Source organism: Actinomycetospora sp. NBC_00405 (genome assembly GCF_036044095.1).
GTDB lineage: Bacteria > Actinomycetota > Actinomycetes > Mycobacteriales > Pseudonocardiaceae > Actinomycetospora > Actinomycetospora callitridis.
Genome location: NZ_CP107938.1, coordinates 1,919,253 through 1,935,781, shown reverse-complemented (window position 1 = coordinate 1,935,781; position 16,529 = coordinate 1,919,253). Strand labels below are relative to the sequence as shown.

The 16,529-nt window shown below is 74.6% G+C and carries 18 protein-coding genes and 1 pseudogene; 10 read left to right on the top strand and 9 right to left on the bottom strand.

Going from position 1 to position 16,529, the window contains the following annotated elements:
* The first annotated feature begins 4 nt into the window (after positions 1-4).
* Complete coding sequence (locus OG774_RS09570; RefSeq protein ID WP_328308878.1) at positions 5-595, top strand: HhH-GPD-type base excision DNA repair protein; 591 nt, start codon at positions 5-7, stop codon at positions 593-595.
* An 88-nt stretch (positions 596-683) separates the two neighbouring features.
* Positions 684-1,100, top strand: a complete 417-nt coding sequence (locus tag OG774_RS09565; RefSeq protein WP_328308875.1) for a DUF3099 domain-containing protein — start codon at positions 684-686, stop codon at positions 1,098-1,100.
* A 55-nt stretch (positions 1,101-1,155) separates the two neighbouring features.
* On the opposite strand, the gene OG774_RS09560 is transcribed toward OG774_RS09565, so the two are convergent.
* Positions 1,156-2,838, bottom strand: a complete 1,683-nt coding sequence (locus OG774_RS09560) for a DUF1996 domain-containing protein (RefSeq protein WP_328308873.1) — start codon at positions 2,836-2,838, stop codon at positions 1,156-1,158.
* A gap of 39 nt (positions 2,839-2,877) precedes the next feature.
* Positions 2,878-4,161 (bottom strand): hypothetical protein, encoded by a 1,284-nt coding sequence (locus OG774_RS09555; RefSeq protein ID WP_328308871.1) that lies wholly within the window; start codon positions 4,159-4,161, stop codon positions 2,878-2,880.
* A 159-nt stretch (positions 4,162-4,320) separates the two neighbouring features.
* Between OG774_RS09555 and OG774_RS09550 the strand changes: the two genes are divergently transcribed.
* Both OG774_RS09550 and OG774_RS09545 read left to right on the top strand, forming a co-directional pair.
* Complete coding sequence (locus OG774_RS09550; RefSeq protein WP_328308869.1) at positions 4,321-4,569, top strand: DUF3039 domain-containing protein; 249 nt, start codon at positions 4,321-4,323, stop codon at positions 4,567-4,569.
* Between the two features lie 78 nt (positions 4,570-4,647).
* A complete protein-coding gene (locus OG774_RS09545; protein ID WP_328308866.1) occupies positions 4,648-6,411 on the top strand; it encodes a DEAD/DEAH box helicase in 1,764 nt (587 codons plus the stop codon).
* 400 nt (positions 6,412-6,811) lie between these two features.
* On the opposite strand, the gene OG774_RS09540 is transcribed toward OG774_RS09545, so the two are convergent.
* Positions 6,812-7,006, bottom strand: coding sequence for a DUF7455 domain-containing protein (locus OG774_RS09540; RefSeq protein ID WP_274189263.1), 195 nt, complete (start codon positions 7,004-7,006; stop codon positions 6,812-6,814).
* A 319-nt stretch (positions 7,007-7,325) separates the two neighbouring features.
* Between OG774_RS09540 and OG774_RS09535 the strand changes: the two genes are divergently transcribed.
* Positions 7,326-8,687: a glutamine synthetase family protein gene (locus OG774_RS09535; RefSeq protein ID WP_328308864.1), complete on the top strand. Its 1,362-nt coding sequence runs from the start codon at positions 7,326-7,328 to the stop codon at positions 8,685-8,687.
* Positions 8,688-8,695: 8 nt separating this feature from the next.
* On the opposite strand, the gene OG774_RS09530 is transcribed toward OG774_RS09535, so the two are convergent.
* The 4 genes and pseudogenes from OG774_RS09530 to OG774_RS09515 form a co-directional block, all read right to left on the bottom strand.
* The gene (locus tag OG774_RS09530) at positions 8,696-9,541 is read right to left on the bottom strand and encodes an inositol monophosphatase family protein (RefSeq protein WP_328308862.1); all 846 of its coding nucleotides are present in this window, start codon (positions 9,539-9,541) and stop codon (positions 8,696-8,698) included.
* A 43-nt stretch (positions 9,542-9,584) separates the two neighbouring features.
* Complete coding sequence (locus OG774_RS09525; protein WP_328308860.1) at positions 9,585-9,875, bottom strand: hypothetical protein; 291 nt, start codon at positions 9,873-9,875, stop codon at positions 9,585-9,587.
* Positions 9,876-9,916: 41 nt separating this feature from the next.
* Complete coding sequence (gvpJ, locus tag OG774_RS09520; RefSeq protein ID WP_328310861.1) at positions 9,917-10,267, bottom strand: gas vesicle protein GvpJ; 351 nt, start codon at positions 10,265-10,267, stop codon at positions 9,917-9,919.
* Between the two features lie 139 nt (positions 10,268-10,406).
* Positions 10,407-11,810: pseudogene (locus tag OG774_RS09515) on the bottom strand (RNA polymerase sigma factor); the annotation flags it as partial.
* Between the two features lie 277 nt (positions 11,811-12,087).
* Here OG774_RS09515 and OG774_RS09510 point away from each other — a divergent pair.
* Positions 12,088-12,912, top strand: coding sequence for an inositol monophosphatase family protein (locus OG774_RS09510; RefSeq protein ID WP_328308858.1), 825 nt, complete (start codon positions 12,088-12,090; stop codon positions 12,910-12,912).
* On the opposite strand, the gene cei is transcribed toward OG774_RS09510, so the two are convergent.
* Complete coding sequence (cei, locus tag OG774_RS09505) at positions 12,909-13,565, bottom strand: envelope integrity protein Cei (RefSeq protein WP_328308856.1); 657 nt, start codon at positions 13,563-13,565, stop codon at positions 12,909-12,911. The genes OG774_RS09510 and cei overlap by 4 nt on opposite strands.
* Before the next feature lie 398 nt (positions 13,566-13,963).
* On the opposite strand from cei, the gene OG774_RS09500 reads away from it, so the two are divergent.
* The gene (locus tag OG774_RS09500; RefSeq protein ID WP_133825164.1) at positions 13,964-14,266 is read left to right on the top strand and encodes a DUF4193 domain-containing protein; all 303 of its coding nucleotides are present in this window, start codon (positions 13,964-13,966) and stop codon (positions 14,264-14,266) included.
* On the opposite strand, the gene OG774_RS09495 is transcribed toward OG774_RS09500, so the two are convergent.
* Positions 14,267-14,776 carry a DUF3093 domain-containing protein gene (locus OG774_RS09495; protein ID WP_328308851.1) on the bottom strand — a complete coding sequence of 170 codons (510 nt, stop codon included), beginning with the start codon at positions 14,774-14,776 and terminating at the stop codon, positions 14,267-14,269.
* 25 nt (positions 14,777-14,801) lie between these two features.
* Between OG774_RS09495 and dut the strand changes: the two genes are divergently transcribed.
* The 3 genes from dut (at position 14,802) to OG774_RS09480 (ending at position 16,527) form a co-directional block, all read left to right on the top strand.
* Positions 14,802-15,299, top strand: a complete 498-nt coding sequence (gene dut, locus OG774_RS09490) for a dUTP diphosphatase (RefSeq protein ID WP_328308849.1) — start codon at positions 14,802-14,804, stop codon at positions 15,297-15,299.
* Positions 15,296-16,030, top strand: coding sequence for a DUF3710 domain-containing protein (locus OG774_RS09485; RefSeq protein ID WP_274193612.1), 735 nt, complete (start codon positions 15,296-15,298; stop codon positions 16,028-16,030). Before dut ends, OG774_RS09485 begins: the two co-directional genes overlap by 4 nt.
* Positions 16,031-16,152: 122 nt before the next feature.
* Positions 16,153-16,527 carry an OB-fold nucleic acid binding domain-containing protein gene (locus OG774_RS09480; RefSeq protein WP_274189274.1) on the top strand — a complete coding sequence of 125 codons (375 nt, stop codon included), beginning with the start codon at positions 16,153-16,155 and terminating at the stop codon, positions 16,525-16,527.
* Positions 16,528-16,529 lie beyond the last annotated feature (2 nt).

Below are 16,529 nucleotides of genomic sequence, written 5' to 3'. Positions count from 1 at the left end.
CCCGGTGCCCGACCTGACCCTCGCGCAGGACGCCGACGCCGACGCGGTCCTGAGCTCGAACCCGCTCGCGCTGCTGATCGGCATGCTGCTCGACCAGCAGTTCCCGATGGAGCGCGCGTTCGCCTCGCCCGCCATGCTCACCGAGCGCCTCGGCGGCCCGCTCACGGCCGCCGGGGTCGCCGAGTACGACACCGAGGCCCTCGTCGCCGCGTTCACCGGCCCGCCGGCGCTGCACCGCTACCCGCGCTCGATGGCCGAGCGCGTGCAGGCGCTGTGCCGGACGATCGTCGCCGACTGGGGTGGCGAGGTCGAACGCCTGTGGACCGACGCCGCCGACGGCCGCACGGTGCTGGCGAACCTGCAGTCGCTGCCCGGCTTCGGCAAGCAGAAGGCGCAGATCTTCACGGCGCTGCTCGGCAAGCAGTGCGATGTGCGCCCCGAGGGCTGGCGGGAGGCCGCGGGCTCCTACGGCGACGACGGCTCGCGCCGCTCGATCGCCGACGTGGTCGACCCCGTCACGCTCGGCGAGGTGCGCGAGTTCAAGCAGGCGCAGAAGAAGGCGGCCAAGGCCGCGAAGGCCGACGCGCCCTCCTGAGCACCCCCGGGTGGCGCCCGGGGCGCCCAGGGTTGAGTCTGATGGGTGCGGGCATCCGCGCAAGAGCGGTGCCGAGGAGGCGACGAGTGTGAACCGACGTCAGGACGACGACGGGCCGATCCTGATCACTCAGGCCCAGGTCTCGTACGACGAGGAGTTCGCGGCGCGCAAGAAGCGCTATTCGCTGATCATGGCGTGCCGCATCCCGTGCCTCATCCTCGCCGGGGTCTTCGGCATCGCCTTCCAGTGGCCGTGGGTCGCGGTCGCGTTCATCGTGCTGTCGGTGCCGCTGCCGTGGGTCGCGGTGCTCATCGCGAACGACCGCCCGCCGAAGAAGGCCGAGAAGGCCAATCGCTACCGCAAGAGCCACCGCGAGCTCGACAGCGTGCCGGACGCGCAGATCATCGAGGCCGCCGAGGTGCTCGACCAGCGCGCCGAGTGGCCCCGCCAGTCCCAGCAGGACGGCCCGGCCCACGAGCCACCGCGCACGGGCACCGGGGGCTGACCTCGCCCGGCGCGTTCCGGACGGTGACGTCCGGCCGGTGATGCCCCGACCCGCGTCAGGCACCCCGCACGACCGGGGTGGGCAGGGGCGCGATCTGGGGGGCGCTGCGCGGCAGGGGCGTGACACCCGGCAGCGGCCCCAGCCCGCCGGCGGGAGCCGGGAGGCGCGGCGCGGACGGGCGTTGCTCCGGCGCGGCGTGCCGGGGGCCCGATGCCGTGTCGTCGTGCGCGGTGTCGTCGTGCGCGGTGCCGTCGTGTGCGGTGCCGTCGTGTGCGGTGCCGTCGTGTGCCGGGACCGCGGGGCGCGGCTGGTGGGCGTTCGCGTGGGTGGCGAGGGCGTGCACGAACGTCCGTGATCGCGGGACCTGATCGGCGATGTCGGTGGACCCCGCGGCCGCGGCGTCCTCGGCGGGACCCTGGACGCAGCGCCGCGCGCTGTTGATGCAGTCCGCGCCCTCCTCGGCGCGGCGCTCGGAGGACAGGTACTCCAGCAGCGCGTGGTCGGTGATCGGGTTGTGGCGCTGCTCGGGGAAGCTGTCGATGGCGAACTGACGCCTGGGCGGCGGGTCCTCGTAGGTCACCGTGATCCGCAGCGCCGGCACGGGGATGAGGTCCTCCTCGCACTCGCCGCTCTCGTCGGGGTACTGGATGTGGGTGGCGTGGTCCTCCGAGTCCAGGTCCTGGCCGTTCCAGCAGCTCGGGAAGTCGTAGACGCGCTGCAGCGACGACCCCTCGGGGCACATCGGGTAGAGGTCGGTCATGCGCCGGCCGGACCCGGTGCAGGTGAACTTGGCGTTGCTGCCCTCGCCGCCGGTGGTGGCCGCCTTGGCCGACCCCGTGACCAGCGCGATGTTCAGCGGCATGGCCTCGGTGCGCCGGGTGCCGTGTCCGTGGAACGTGTAGTCGACCGAGGACGGCTCGATGAACGACCCCACGTTGCCGTCGAGGCTGCCCCCGTCGGCCCCGACGTCCGGCCCGACGCCGCGGAGATCGCGCAGCACCGGCCAGAAGATGGGGGAGCGGTCGCCGTTCGTGCACGTCGTGGAGGACTCCTCGAGCGTCTCGTCCTCCGAGGCGAAGTTGGTGCCCTCGTTGCCGGCGTAGTCGTGGGTGTGCTGGGCGCCGTTGCGCACGCCCGGGGCGATGATGAAGTTGTCCGAGTTGTGGTGCGCGCTCATCGCGCACCGGATGCTGTAGCTGCCGCCGGAGAAGACGCCGCCCGCGCCGCGTCGGCCCACCGAGCGGACGTTCTGGATGTCCACGAACTCCTCGGCGCCGGGGCGGCCCGCCTTGTCGCGGTTGGGGAACTGCTCGGCGTCCTCCCCGCCGGCGTCCTCCCCGCCGGCGTCATCACCGCCCTGACCCGCACCGCCCTGGTCCCCGCCGCCCTGCTCCTCGTCCTGCCCGCCCTCCTCCTGATCGGAACCACCGCCGGGACCAGAGCCCGAGTCCTCCTCGGAGCCCGTCCCGGACCCGGAGTCGCCGGAGCCCTCGTCGTCCTCCGCGATCGCGACCAGGCCCCCGTGGGAGACGAGCGGCGTCCCGGCGCCGGCCGCCACGCCGATCACCAGGCCCGCGACGGCGAGCACGGCGAGCAGGAGCACGGGGACACGGCGCGGACCGCGGGCGGGGCGCTCGAGCGCGTCCCACGGGCTCGCGGGCGTCTCCGCGCCCGCCTCAGCTCGCGCCTGCGCGCCCCGCCGCACCCGGGGCGAGCGCCCCCACCGCGACCCGCTCATGACCCTCCGTCCGACACCCCGGCCTCCGCGTCGCGGACGCTAGCCGCGGCCCGTGCGGCCCGGTGGCGGTTTCGCGGAACTCGTGGCGCGAGACCGGACCGGGCCCGACCAGGGGTCGGCGCCCGGTGGCGCGGGGTGCGGCCACGGGCCCGTGCCGGGGCGGGCCTGCCGGGCGATCGGCACGGGCCCGGACCAGGGTCCCGACCGGGGCCCCGGCCCGGCGCGGACCGCGGGTGCCGGGCCGGGCGGCATGTCGAGCACACGCACCGGCCCCGAGGCCGCATCGAGCGGGCGTGGACGTGCGCCACCCCGGCGCGCGCCGGCGGGCTGCGGCGGGGCGAGGGGGCGGATCTCGGTGCGCTCCGGGTCGTCGCCACCGGTGGTGACGAGGGCCGGCGGACCCCAGCCGTCAGCCCGTGCGGGCCGGACCGGCACCGGCCCCGCCGAGGCACCCCGCCGTAGGTCGAGCAGCGGTGTCCAGGGCCAGTACTCCTCGAGGCGGCGGCAGCGGGCGCACCCCAGCCCCAGCACGAGGCCGAACACGAGGTGCCCGACGAGCGAGAGGAGCACGGTGGCCGGCGTCAGCGGGAACATCTGCTGCTGCCCGCGCGGGGCCAGCGCCACCGTGGCGACGAGGCCCGTCCACACGGGGAAGACCGCGAACGTCACCGACGCCGCGACGGTGGCGCGGTCGCCCCACCGGCGCAGCCCGGTGGCGGCGACGAGCACGAAGAACGCGATTCCGATGCCGCCGCCGTCGCCGACGTAGCGCCACAGGTAGCCCACGACCGCGCCGACCACAGGGGACCCGGCGTCGGCGGCGGAACCGGAGCCGAGGATCCAGGTGCCCACGCGCGGGATGAAGTCGCCCCACCAGCCCAGCAGGTAGACGGTGTCCAGCCGCACCGCGTCGTAGACCAGCGTCGCCAGCACCCCCCACATCGCCCCGGAGAGCAGCAGCCGCTCCTCGCCGGACGGGGAGAACACGCCGAGCAGCAGGGTGACCAGCGTCAACGGCACCACGAGCAGGCCGGCCGTCACGTTCATCGGGGCGATCCCGAACACGTGCGCGGAGATCGCGAGCAGCGGCAGCGCGGCCACGAGGAGGTGCAGGCCCAGGCGGAGCAGGCGCGCGCGGTGCTCGGCGACGAAGGCGTGGACGGCCTCGCGCCGCGACCCCGGGCCGTCGGGCAGCTCGCCGGCCAACCCGTCGAACGACACCGCGGACGGCACCGCGGACGGCCAGGGGGCGGGCGGCCGGGCGAACGGACGCGCCACGCCGGGGCGACCGAGGGGATGGGCCGACCGGGCCGGCTCGGCCATGAGCGCTCCTCCTCGATCGGGGACGGGTGCGCTCACCTTGACAGCCCGGTCGGCGGTGTGGGTGCCGTTCGGTGCGATCCACCCCGGGCGTCCGGGGACTCCGCACGACGGGCCTCCCGGCGTGCCCCCACCGTCGGGGTCGTGGGGCATCATGGAGCCATGAGCCAGACCACCGTGCTTCCCGACACCCGGCCCCAGGGGACCGACCGCACGGGTGACGACGACCCGAAGATGTTCCACTACGTCCGGAAGAACAAGGTCGCCGAGTCGGCGGTCACCGGGTCGATGGTGGTGGCCCTCTGCGGCGAGACCTTCCCGGTCACGCGCTCGCCCAAGCCGGGCTCGCCCGTCTGCCCGGCCTGCAAGGAGATCTTCAGCAAGATGCGGCCCGGCGACGACGGCGAGTAGGTCGCTGGCGGACCTCTCCGACGGCCGCCCGGGAACCGGGCCGCCGTCGTCCCCGTCCGACGTCTGCCCGGAGGGCCCTTGACCACCCGTACGACCGGTAGCCCGACCAGTACGGAGACGGCAGCGGCACGGCCGCTGCGCACCTGGCAGCGCCGTGCGCTGACCCGGTACCTCACCGACCGCCCGAAGGACTTCCTGGCCGTCGCGACGCCCGGCGCGGGCAAGACCACGTTCGCGCTGAGGGTGGCGGCCGAGCTGCTCGGCGACCGCTCCGTCGACACGGTGACGATCGTCTGTCCCACCGAGCACCTCAAGCACCAGTGGGCCGAGGCCGCCGGTGCCGCGGGCCTCGCGATCGACCCCGAGTTCTCCAACGCCGTCGGGCGCACCTCGACCGACTTCCGTGGTGTCGCCGTCACGTACGCGCAGGTCGCCGCGCACCCCGTGCTGCACATGAACCGCACCGAGGGCCGTCGCACCCTGGTGATCTTCGACGAGATCCACCACGCGGGCGACGCCAAGTCCTGGGGCGAGGCGACGCGCGAGGCGTTCGCGGGCGCGACGCGCCGGCTGGCGCTGACCGGGACACCCTTCCGGTCCGACGACAACCCGATCCCGTTCATCGCCTACGAGCCCGACAGCGTGGGGGTGCTGCGCTCGCGGGCCGACCACTCCTACGGCTACGCCGACGCGCTGGCCGACGGGGTCGTCCGCCCGGTCGTCTTCCTCGCGTACTCGGGCCAGGCGAGCTGGCGCACCAGCGCGGGCGAGGAAATGACCGCCCGTCTCGGCGAGCCCCTCACCGCCGAGCAGAACGCCCGCGCCTGGAAGACCGCGCTCGACCCCAAGGGCGAGTGGATGCCGGCCGTCCTCCAGGCCGCCGACACCCGCCTGACGCAGCTGCGCGGCGGGGGCGTCCCGGACGCCGGCGGGCTCGTCATCGCCACCGACCACACCACGGCCAAGGCCTACGCCGCGCTGCTGCGCCGCATCGCGGGCGAGGAGCCCGTCGTCGTGCTCTCGGACGACCCGAAGGCCTCCGGGCGCATCGCGGAGTTCGGGCGCACCAACGAGCGCTGGCTCGTCGCCGTCCGCATGGTGTCCGAGGGCGTCGACGTCCCGCGGCTGGCCGTCGGCGTCTACGCCACCAGCGCCTCGACGCCGCTGTTCTTCGCGCAGGCCGTCGGCCGCTTCGTCCGGTCGCGGCGGCCGGGGGAGACCGCGAGCGTCTTCCTCCCGAGCGTGCCGTCGCTGCTCACGCTGGCCAGCGAGCTCGAGGTGCAGCGCGACCACGTGCTCGGCCAGCCCCACCGGCCGAAGGAGGGCTGGGAGGACGACCTCCTCGAGGCGGCCAACCGCACGGAGGACGAGCCGGGCGAGCAGGAGAAGGCGTTCGAGTCGCTGTCCGCCGAGGCCGAGCTCGACCAGCTGATCTACGACGGGTCGTCCTTCGGCACCGCGGCCGGCGCGGGCTCGGCCGAGGAGCAGGACTACCTCGGGCTGCCCGGGCTCCTCGAGCCCGATCAGGTGCGGGCGCTCCTGCGGCGTCGCCAGAGCGAGCAGCTCGACCGCGAGGAGGAGTCGGCCGCGCCCGCGACGGCGGCCCCGGAGCCGTCCCCGTCGCCGGTCCGCGAGTTCCGCCGCGACGTCGGCGTGGCCGAGCGGCTCAAGGAGCTCCGGCGCGAGCTCAACGCCCTCGTCGCCGCGCACCACCACCGCACGGGCAAGCCGCACGGGGCGATCCACGGCGATCTGCGGAAGTACTGCGGGGGGCCCGCGACGCCCATGGCCTCGCTCGAGCAGATCGAGGAGCGCATCGCCACGCTGCGGTCCTGGCGCTGATCTCTACGCAGAGTGTCTGATCTTTAACCTGTGGTGCACATCACACTCCGTGGTGAGCGGGCGCTGTCGCGGTCGTCGCCGTCCGACATCCCGCCGTCATGCTGTTCACCGGAGCGTCACGATGCCGACGGGCCCGACGGTGCGGGCGAGGCGGGCGCGGTGCGAAGCAGCTGGACCGGGAACGCGGACCGGACGCCCGGTTCCCCCCGGCCTCGGAGCGGACCGCATGATCGCGGCCGAGCGCGCCGCCCGTGCCGGTCGGGGAGCCCGCCGGCGGCGGGCAGGAGCACGACGTCCGACCCCGCACACGACGACGGGCGAGGACCCTGAGGTCCTCGCCCGTCGTGGTCTCGATCTGCGGCTGTGGTCTTCTGCGAAGAAGTCGCTGGTCAGCTGGCCGTCATGCGCTCTCACCGGCCTGGACGTCCACCGACAGCTCCTTCAACTTGGCCTCGTGGGCCCGGGCGTGGTGCCCGCAGAAGAGGAGTTCTCCACCGGAGGGCAGTACGGCGCGGACCTTGGCCGCTGCACCGCAGCGGTCGCAGCGGTCCGAGGCGGTGAGTTCTGGCCGGGTCAGGGTGCCGGGCATCGTCATCTCCCTCCGTCGGGGTCCGTGACTCTCGTCCCGGGCCCGCGAGATCCGGTCATGCGACCGTCCCTCCACTGTGTCAGACGCTGCCCGCGACCGCTCGTGTTCACGCGCCGCTTTGTCATCCGTCACGAACCGCTCATCGGAGGTGGAGAACCGTTCGTTCCGGGGTAGGGGCGACAACCACCCGTTGGTGAGTCGATCTCGAGCGACGAGTGGTGACGGGGCCCCGCCGCTCCCGGCTGCCCCCGCCGGTCACGGCGGGACCGTCGGGGTCGCCCACTAGCCTGTGGCCACCACACCGGGACGGTGACAGGAGACTGCGGTGGGCGACACGGCGGAGCGGGCGAGCGAGCTCGTCGAACAGCTGCGGGGCGTGGGCGTCGCCGGCGTCACCGTCGTGTGGTGCGACAACAACGGCATCCCGCGCTCCCGGACGGTGCCGCTCGCGTCGCTGCCCGAGGTCGCCGAGACCGGCATCGGCGTGAGCACCGTGTTCGCGATCTTCGACACGAATGACGGCATCCAGTACGGCGCGCCGGGCCGCGAGACGCCGTCGGGCGACGTGCGCCTGGTGCCCGACCTCGACCGCCTGACGCCGCTCGCCGGCCAGCCGGGCATGGCGTGGGCCCCGGGCACGCAGGTCGACGTGGACGGCTCGCCGTGGCCGTGGGACCAGCGCTCCCTGCTGGCGGCGACGGTCGACGGGCTCGCCGAGCGCGGCTACACCGCGCTGGTCGGCTACGAGATGGAGTTCGCGGTCTCCGCCCCGAGCCCCGACGGCGCGGTGGTGCCCGCCTACCGGGGCCCGGCGTACAGCCCGCACGGCCTGCTCGAGATCGACGCGTTCGCCACCGACGTCCTGCGCGACGCCGAGGCCAACGGGCTGCGCATCGGGCAGTTCCACGCCGAGTACGGGCCGGGGCAGGTCGAGCTCTCGCTCGGCGCCACCGACCCCGTCCGGGCCGCCGACGAGCAGCTCCTGGCCCGCCAGACCGTCCTGGCCGCCGCCGCGCGCCATGGGCTGCGCATCAGCTTCGCGCCGCTGCCCTCGCTGCAGCTCGCGGGCAACGGCTGGCACGTCCACAGTTCGCTGTGGCGCGACGGCGTCAACCTGCTCGCCGGCGGCCCCGAGGGGCCCGGGACGGCCGGCAGCGGCTACATCGCGGGCCTCCTGCGCGACCTGCCGGCGCTCGCCGCCGTCACCGCGCCCTCGATCGGCTCCATGGCGCGGCTGCGGCCGGGCTTCTTCGCGGGCGCCTACGGCTTCTGGGGCATCGAGAACCGCGAGGCCCCCGTCCGCTACGTCGTGGGCTCGCCGCTGCTCGGCGCCGACCACGCCAACGTCGAGCTCAAGGTCTCCGACGCCTCGGCGAACCCGTACCTCGCCCTCACCGCGCTGCTGACCTCCGGCGTGGCCGGCGTCGAGGAGAACCTCGTCCCGCCGTCCCCGATCGCGGCCGACCCCGGCACCTGGAAGAAGAAGGAGCGGGTCGCCGCGGGCGTCGAGAAGCTGCCCACCACCCAGGCCGACCAGGAGGCCGCGCTGCTCGCGAACCCCCGCATCACCGAGGCCCTGGGCGCCGAGCGGCTCGGGGCGTTCCTCGCGGTCCGGCGCGCGGACGGGGCCTGGGCGGCCGAGCGCGAGCCGGAGGACGTCCTCGCCGCCTGGCGCTGGCGCTACTAGACCGACCGCTACCGGCCGAGCAGGACGTCCAGGATCGCCTCGTGCGCGGCCGGGCGGGCGATGAGCAGGTCGGGGGAGTACGGGTCGTCGGCGCCGAAGGGCAGCGGCGAGCCGTCGAGGCGGGTGACGCGCACGCCCGCGCCCTCGGCGACCGCGGCGGGCGCCGCGTTGTCCCACTCGTACTGCCCGCCCGAGTGCAGGTAGGCGTCGACGAGGCCGTCGACCACGGCCAGGGTCTTCACGCCCGCCGCGGACATCGCGACGGTCCGCACGGGGAATGCGGCCGCGAGCCGGCGCAGCTCCATCGGGGGCCGTGAGCGGCTGACGGTGACCGACAGGCCGGCCTCGGGGTCGACGGGGGTGTCGGGCAGCGGCCGGACGGTGGCGGAGTCGGCGAGCTCGCCGCGCGCGGGCAGGGAGACCGCGCCGGCGACGAGCGTGCCGTCGACCACGAGCGCGACGTGCACCCCCCACTCGTCCCCGCCGCGGCCGTAGCCGCTCGAGCCGTCCAGCGGGTCGACGATCCAGAGCCGGTGCGCCCCGCGGCGCGGCGCGGGGTCCTGGGTGCCCTCCTCGGAGAGGACCGCGTCCTCGGGCCGGTGGCGGGCGAGCGCGCCGATCAGGTAGTCGTGCGCCTCGGCGTCGCCGCGGTACTCCCGCTCCCGGCCCGTCGAGGTGTCGTCGCGCAACGTCATCAGCAGCTCGCCCGTGGCCTCGGCGAGCTCCCGGGCCAGCGCGGCGTCCTCGGCGACGGTCGGCTCGTCACCCGGGGCTGACGGACGAGGTCCCCCGTCGGTGTGCTCCTCCGGATGCTGCGTCCTCGGCTCCGGCGGCAGATCCCTCGCGGCACTCACCCCCCGATCCTGCCCGACGCCGCGCGGCGTCACCCGGTGGGGATCAGCCGCCCTCGGCGGCGGTGAGGACGCCGGCCAGCTCGTGCAGCACGGCGGCCCGCGCGTCGTCGGACCCCGGGGCCGTGTCGTCGCGCTGGTCGAGCAGCAGGCGGGCGAGGCTCGCGAGGCTGATGACCTGCGCGGCGAACTCCTCGGGCCCGGCCAGTTCGCCGAGGAGGCCGCCGACCGCCTGGATGTCGTTCGCGTCCATGCCCTGGATCAGGGCCACCGAGCGGCGGTGGACCTCGGCGGGATCGGGGGCGGGCAGGCCGTCGGCGGCGGGATCGGGATGCACGCCGCCAGCATCCCAGCCGCGGCCGGGCGCCCGCGGAGGGCTCAGCGCTTCCCGCGGAACTCCCGCCACTTCTCCTGGCCGGCGTCGAGGACGCCCTTGGTGATCCCCTTCGCGGCGCCGTGGGTGACGCCCTCGGTCATCGACCTCGGCAGCTCGTCGAGGCCCTTCCCGCCCTTCGCGTGCAGGTCGAGCCGGTTGGTGGCCTCGGCGAAGCGCAGGTAGGTGTCGACGCTGGCCACGACGATGCGGGCGTCGATCGTGACGATCTCGATGCCCACGAGCGAGATCTTGGCGAAGACGTCGATGACCAGGCCTTTGTCGAGGATCAGGTCGAGGACTTCGGCCAGCCCGCCCTGGGGGGAGCGACGAACGCCGCCCGATGCCGGGCTCATGGTCACGACCGGGAGTCTAGGAACCCGGCCCCTGCGCGGCCATCGACCGGACGGCCCCGAGATCGCCATCGTGCGGACGATCTCCCCGGACACGACGACGGCCCCCGGGCCGGAGCTCGGGGGCCGTCGTCGTGAGCGTCTAGTCCAGGTAGTCGCGCAGGACCTGCGAGCGCGACGGGTGGCGCAGCTTCGACATCGTCTTCGACTCGATCTGACGGATGCGCTCGCGCGTCACGCCGTAGACCTGGCCGATCTCGTCGAGGGTGCGCGGCTGGCCGTCGGTGAGGCCGAAGCGCAGACGCACCACGCCGGCCTCGCGCTCGGAGAGCGTCGCGAGGACCGACTGCAGCTGGTCCTGCAGCAGCGTGAAGGACACCGCGTCGACGGCCACCACGGCCTCGCTGTCCTCGATGAAGTCACCGAGCTGCGAGTCGCCCTCGTCGCCGATCGTCTGGTCGAGCGAGATGGGCTCCCGGGCGTACTGCTGGATCTCCAGCACCTTGTCCGGGGTGATGTCCATTTCCTTGGCCAGCTCTTCAGGAGTGGGCTCGCGCCCGAGGTCCTGGAGCAGCTCACGCTGTATGCGGCCGAGCTTGTTGATGACCTCGACCATGTGCACCGGGATGCGGATGGTGCGCGCCTGGTCGGCCATCGCGCGGGTGATGGCCTGGCGGATCCACCACGTCGCGTAGGTCGAGAACTTGTAGCCCTTGGTGTAGTCGAACTTCTCGACCGCGCGGATGAGGCCGAGGTTGCCCTCCTGGATCAGGTCCAGGAACGCCATGCCGCGGCCGGTGTAGCGCTTGGCCAGCGAGACGACGAGGCGGAGGTTGGCCTCGAGCAGGTGGGACTTGGCGCGCTCGCCGTCGCGGACGATCCACCGCAGGTCGCGCCGCATCTGCGTCGCGAGCTCCTGCTGGGCCTCGGCGACCTTGCGCAGCCGCTCGGAGGCGTAGAGGCCGGCCTCGATGCGCTTGGCGAGCTCGACCTCCTCCTCGGCGTTGAGGAGGGCGACCTTGCCGATCTGCTTGAGGTAGGCGCGGACCGAGTCGGCCGAGGCGGTGAGCTCGGCGTCCTTGCGCGCCTGGCGCAGCGCCTCGGACTCCTCCTCGTCCCAGACGAAGTCGCCGGACTTCTTGTCCTCCTCGGTGGGCTCCTCGGTCTCGACCTCGGTGGCCTCGACGACCTCGGCACCGAGCACGACGACGTCCTCGGTGAGCTCCGAGGCGGCGGCCTCGAGCTCGGTGCCCTCCAGGCCCTCGAGGTCGGCGCCCTCGGGCTCGTCGGCGGCGCCGTCGGCGTCCTCCGCCCCCTCGGGGGCGTCGGCCTTCGCCGCGCCCTTGCCCTTGGCCGGGGCGGCCTTCTTGGTGCCCTTGGCGGAGCGGGTGGCCTTCTTCGCAGGGGCCGTCGCGGGCGCCTCCGCATCCTCGGGAGCCGCGACCACACCGACCGGGCCCGCAGGGGCCTCGGCGGGGTCGGCGGCGTCGGAGACGCGGCGTCGGGTTGCGGACTTTGCGGCTGCCACAGACGACCTTTCGTGACGAACGGCTGCACGGCGGTGGGATCGACGGGCCGGGCCGCCGGAGGGCCACCCGGAAGGGGGAGGGGTACGCCAAGGTCCCCGTCCCCCGGGTGTACCGCCTCGGCTCACCATCCATTGTAACGAGCGTCGGGCGAGTCCGTCGCACCTCACAGGTCCGACGACGGACGAGTCCTCGTCGCGGCCGGTCACGGTATCGATTCCGAGCGTCCGCACGGGCGCCCCGGCCCGTGGTCCGGGCGTCGCCGGGCCGCCACCTGCGTGTGGTCGGATGCTCCTCATGGACTCCCCGCTGCACGAGGAGGTGCTCGAGGGTCTCGCCGTGACGATCGCCCGCGAGACCGCCGCCCTGGCCCTCACGGTGCGCGAGCGGGCCGTCGCCGACCCCGGCCGGCTGGACACGAAGAGCTCGGCCACCGACGTCGTCACCGAGGGCGACCGGGCCTGCGAGGCCCTGGTCCGCGAGCGCCTGGCCGCCGCCCGGCCCGACGACCTCGTGCTCGGCGAGGAGGGCGGCACCAGCGGCACGCCGGCCCCGGGCCAGGTCCGCTGGATCGTCGACCCCATCGACGGCACCGTGAACTACACCCACGGCCTGCCCTGGTTCTCGGTCTCGATCGGGGCCGAGGTGGACGGGGTCGTCGTCGCCGGCGCGGTGGTGGAACCGGTCTCGGGGCGCGTGTGGCGCGCGGCGCGCGGTCACGGCGCCTTCCGCGACGACGTCCCGCTGCGGGCCTCGGGCCTGGAGGACCTGCGCCTCGGCGTGGTCGGGACGGGTCTGAACTACGACCCGGTGCGCCGCGGTCGCCAGGCGGCGGTGCTCGCCCGGATCGCGACGTCGATCGGGGACGTGCGTCGCACCGGCTGCGCCTCGCTCGACCTCTGCGCGGTGGCCGCGGGGTGGCTCGACGGTTTCTACGAGCACGGCCTGCAGCCCTGGGACGTCGCGGCCGGGTCGCTGATCGCCGAGGAGGCCGGGGCGGTCGTGCGCCTGCCCGGTGCCGACAGCGACGGTCTGGGCGCCGAGGCGACGCTCGCCGCCCCGCCCGGGATCACGGCGGCGCTCGTGGCCCTGCTCGTCGCCGAGGGCGCCGGCGGGATCTAGGAGCTGCAGTCGACCGTGCGCAGGGCGGTCAGCGTGGCGTCGTCGGGCGTCGGGGCCGGGGCGCCCGAGCCGTCGGTGGCCGTCTGGCGGCCCAGCGCCCCCAGGGCCTCGGTGACGGGCTGCCCGGGCGAGATGTCGCGGAAGTCGTCGCCGAGCGCCAGGTCGACCTCGCTGCCGGTGCGGCCGTCGGACACGAGCTCGGCGCACGGCACCACGAGGCTCAGCGTGCGCGCCGCGGAGGCGCCCTCGGGCCCGTAGCGGATCTGCCCGACGCAGGAGAGATCCTGCGCGGGGTAGAAGGGGTCGTTGTCGGGCGGGGCCGCCTCGGCGATGCCGAGCTCGCCGAGCTCGGCGGCCGCCAGCTGGGCCTGCCCGCGCTGCCCGGCGCCGTTGAGGACCTTCACGCGCACGTCGCCGGGCGCGGCGGCCTGCTGGTCGTCCAACGCGTCGGACGCCTGCGGCGCGCCCGCGCCCGCCACCGGCGACGCGTTGCAGGACGTCACCGAGCCCGCCGTGGAGTTGGTGAACACGATGGTCCAGGTGACGATGCTCGCCACCGCGAGCACGGCCACCAGCACCGTGGCCGGCACCATGTTGCGCCGACGGTAGACGTCGCGGACGCGTGACGTCCCCGCCTTGAACGTGCCGACCACCGACGCCCCTTCCCGCCCCGACCGCGGCGGGAGACCTCGGCCCGCCGCGTCGGGGCCAGAGTAGTGGTCCCCGTCCGCGACCGACCCCGGCCGCGGCCCGGCGTGGCGGGGCCGGTGGTGGTCGGTGGCGAGGGGCCCGTGACCTGCGGGTTGCCGGGTCGTGTCCGTTCCGCCGCGCCGCTGACACCGGGGTCGGCTGACCGGGCGGGGTCGCGTGGGTTACCCTCCCGCCGCTCCGCAGCCTCTGCGCGGACGTCGCGTTCGTCCGCGCCGGGTCACCCGGTGAGAGCCGGGTCACTTTCCCGGTCCGGCACAAACGGCCGTCCTCCCGCGTTGTGCTGCCGCACGACAGAGATACCTCCGGCAGCAACCGGGCAAGACCGAGGGTGGGAAACCGCATGGCGACCGACTACGACGCCCCGCGCCGCAACGAGACCGACGAGATGGGTGAGGACTCCCTCGAGGAGCTCAAGGCCCGGCGCAACGAAGCGCAGTCCGCCGCCGTCGACGTCGACGAGACCGACACCGCAGAGAGCTTCGAGCTCCCCGGGGCCGACCTCTCCGGCGAGGAACTGACGGTCCGCGTACTGCCCAAGCAGGCTGACGAGTTCACCTGTGGAAGCTGTTTCCTCGTCCATCACCGCAGCCGCCTCGCCGACCAGCGAGGAGGCCTCTTCATCTGCCGCGATTGCGCAGCTTGATCACCGGAGCGCCGCGATCAGGTGCTCCGGACGACGGGTGGAGATGACCCAGTAGGGGGTGGGGTCGTCCGGGTCGAGCACCTCGATCCGGACGACGGGCCCCACCCAGGGACGGTGCAGGACGAACGCCTGCGGGTCGAGCTGGGGGCCGAGTGCCTCCCGCTTGGCCTCGCCGGTGACGACGTCGACCCGTCCGACCAGCGACACCGGGAGATGGGCCTCACCGGCGCGCAGCTCGCGCACGGCCCGGTCAGCCCCTCCCGACGGCGTGCCGACCCCGACACGCACGCGGCCCAGCCAGATCAGCACGGCCACCGCGAGCGGCAGCAGGAGCACGTAGGGCAGCCAGGAGCGCACGCCGGGATAGCCCATGTGCAGCTCGGCCGCCAGGAGCACCGCGATCAGCAGCGCCGGCGGCCACCACCACCACGGCACCGTCAGGCGCTCGTCGTGGTCGGCCCCGTCTCCGGGGCCCGCGTCGGATCCCGGTGAGGGCCGTGGGGAGCTCACGGCACCCAGAGTAGTCTCGCGCGCCGTGGTGCAGGTCGACCTCGTCCGCCTCGATCCCGGGCTCCCCGTGCCGGCGCAGGCCCGTCCCGGTGACGCCGGCACGGATCTCGCAGCCGCCCACGACGTGACCCTCGCTCCCGGCGAGCGCGCCCTCGTGGGCACCGGGATCGCGCTGGTGCTCCCCGAGGGCTACGCGGCCTTCGTGATGCCCCGCTCGGGGCTCGCCGTCCGCGAGGGCATCGGGCTGCTCAACGCGCCCGGCACGATCGACGCCGGGTACCGCGGCGAGGTCAAGGTGTGCCTGGTCAACCACGACCCGGCCCGCACGGTGAGCCTGCGGCGCGGCGACCGCGTCGCCCAGCTCGTCATCCAGCGGGTGGAGGAGACGGTGTTCCGGGTCCTCGAGGGCGTCGACGACGTCGAGGCCCTGGCCGCGCACGCGCCGTCGGCCCGGGGGGAGGGCGGCTTCGGATCGACCGGGGCCGCCGGCGGGGGACGTCGTACGGAAGGAGACCAGCGGTGAGCGAGGACGTGCGGGGTGGGCGTCACCGGCAGCGCGCGGGGCGGGTGGCCCAGGTCGGCGTCGCCGCCGACCCCGCGGGGCGCCGTCACCACCAGCGACAGGGCCCGTGGGACGCCGAGGAGGCGCCGCGCGACGGTCGGCTGCGTCTGGACCTCGGCTCGGTGCAGCTGCCCGTGCCGCGGGGGGCCCGTCTCAAGGCCGAGCCCGACCCCTCCGGCCCGCTGCGGGCGGTGCACGCGATGGTCCCCGAGGGCCGGCTGACGGTCAGCGCCTTCGCCGCGCCGCGCACCGGGGGCCTCTGGCCCGAGCTGGTCGAGGAGCTCGCCGCCCAGCTCCAGAAGGAGGGCGCGACGATCCGGCGCGACCGCGGGGAGTGGGGTCGCGAGCTGGTGGCCCGCAACGGCACCACCGTGGCCCGGGTCATCGGCGTCGAGGGACCCCGGTGGATGCTGCGCGGCGTCGGCACCGGGCCGGTCGAGCACGCCCTCAAGCTGCACGGACTCCTGCGCGAGATGCTCCGCGGCACGGTCGTCGTCCGCTCGTCGGACGCGCTGCCGGTGCGCTCGCTGCTGCCGCTCGACGTGCCCGAGGACGTGCCGGAGGAGTTCGCCGACTCGCTGGTCGAGTCGATGCCCACGAAGCCCCGGCAGATCACCCGGCCCGAGGGTCCGGTGATCCCGATGATGCTGCCGCAGCGGCCCGGGGCGGGCACCTCGCCGGGCCGCAGCTGAGCAGGTCGTGAGCTGCAGGACACGGGCGACCGATCGCACACGACAGGACTATTCTCGGGAGCAGTCCGCGGCCGACGGCGCCCGATCGAGGCGACGTCCGCGGTGACGGCACAGGAGCGGTCATGAGCGCCGAGAGCGGATTCCTGCGACGCATGGTCCGTCGGCTCACCTCCGACGTCGGCGACCTCGACGCGGACGACCTGTCCGCCGAGGCCGTCCGGTCCGGGTGCAACCGTGCGTGCGACTCGAGCACGGGTGAGGCGGTGACCGTCAAGGGCCGCCTGCGCTCGGTGGAGATCTGTCCGCGCGGCTCGGTGGCCACGCTCGAGGCCGAGCTCTTCGACGGCACCGACGGCGTCACCCTCGTGTGGCTGGGACGCCGCCGGATCCCGGGCATCGAGCCGGGTCGCACCGTGCGCGCCAGCGGGCGGGTGGCCGTCCGCGACGGGCGGAAGGTCATCTACAACCCGTACTACGAGCTCCAGCGGACGCACTGAGT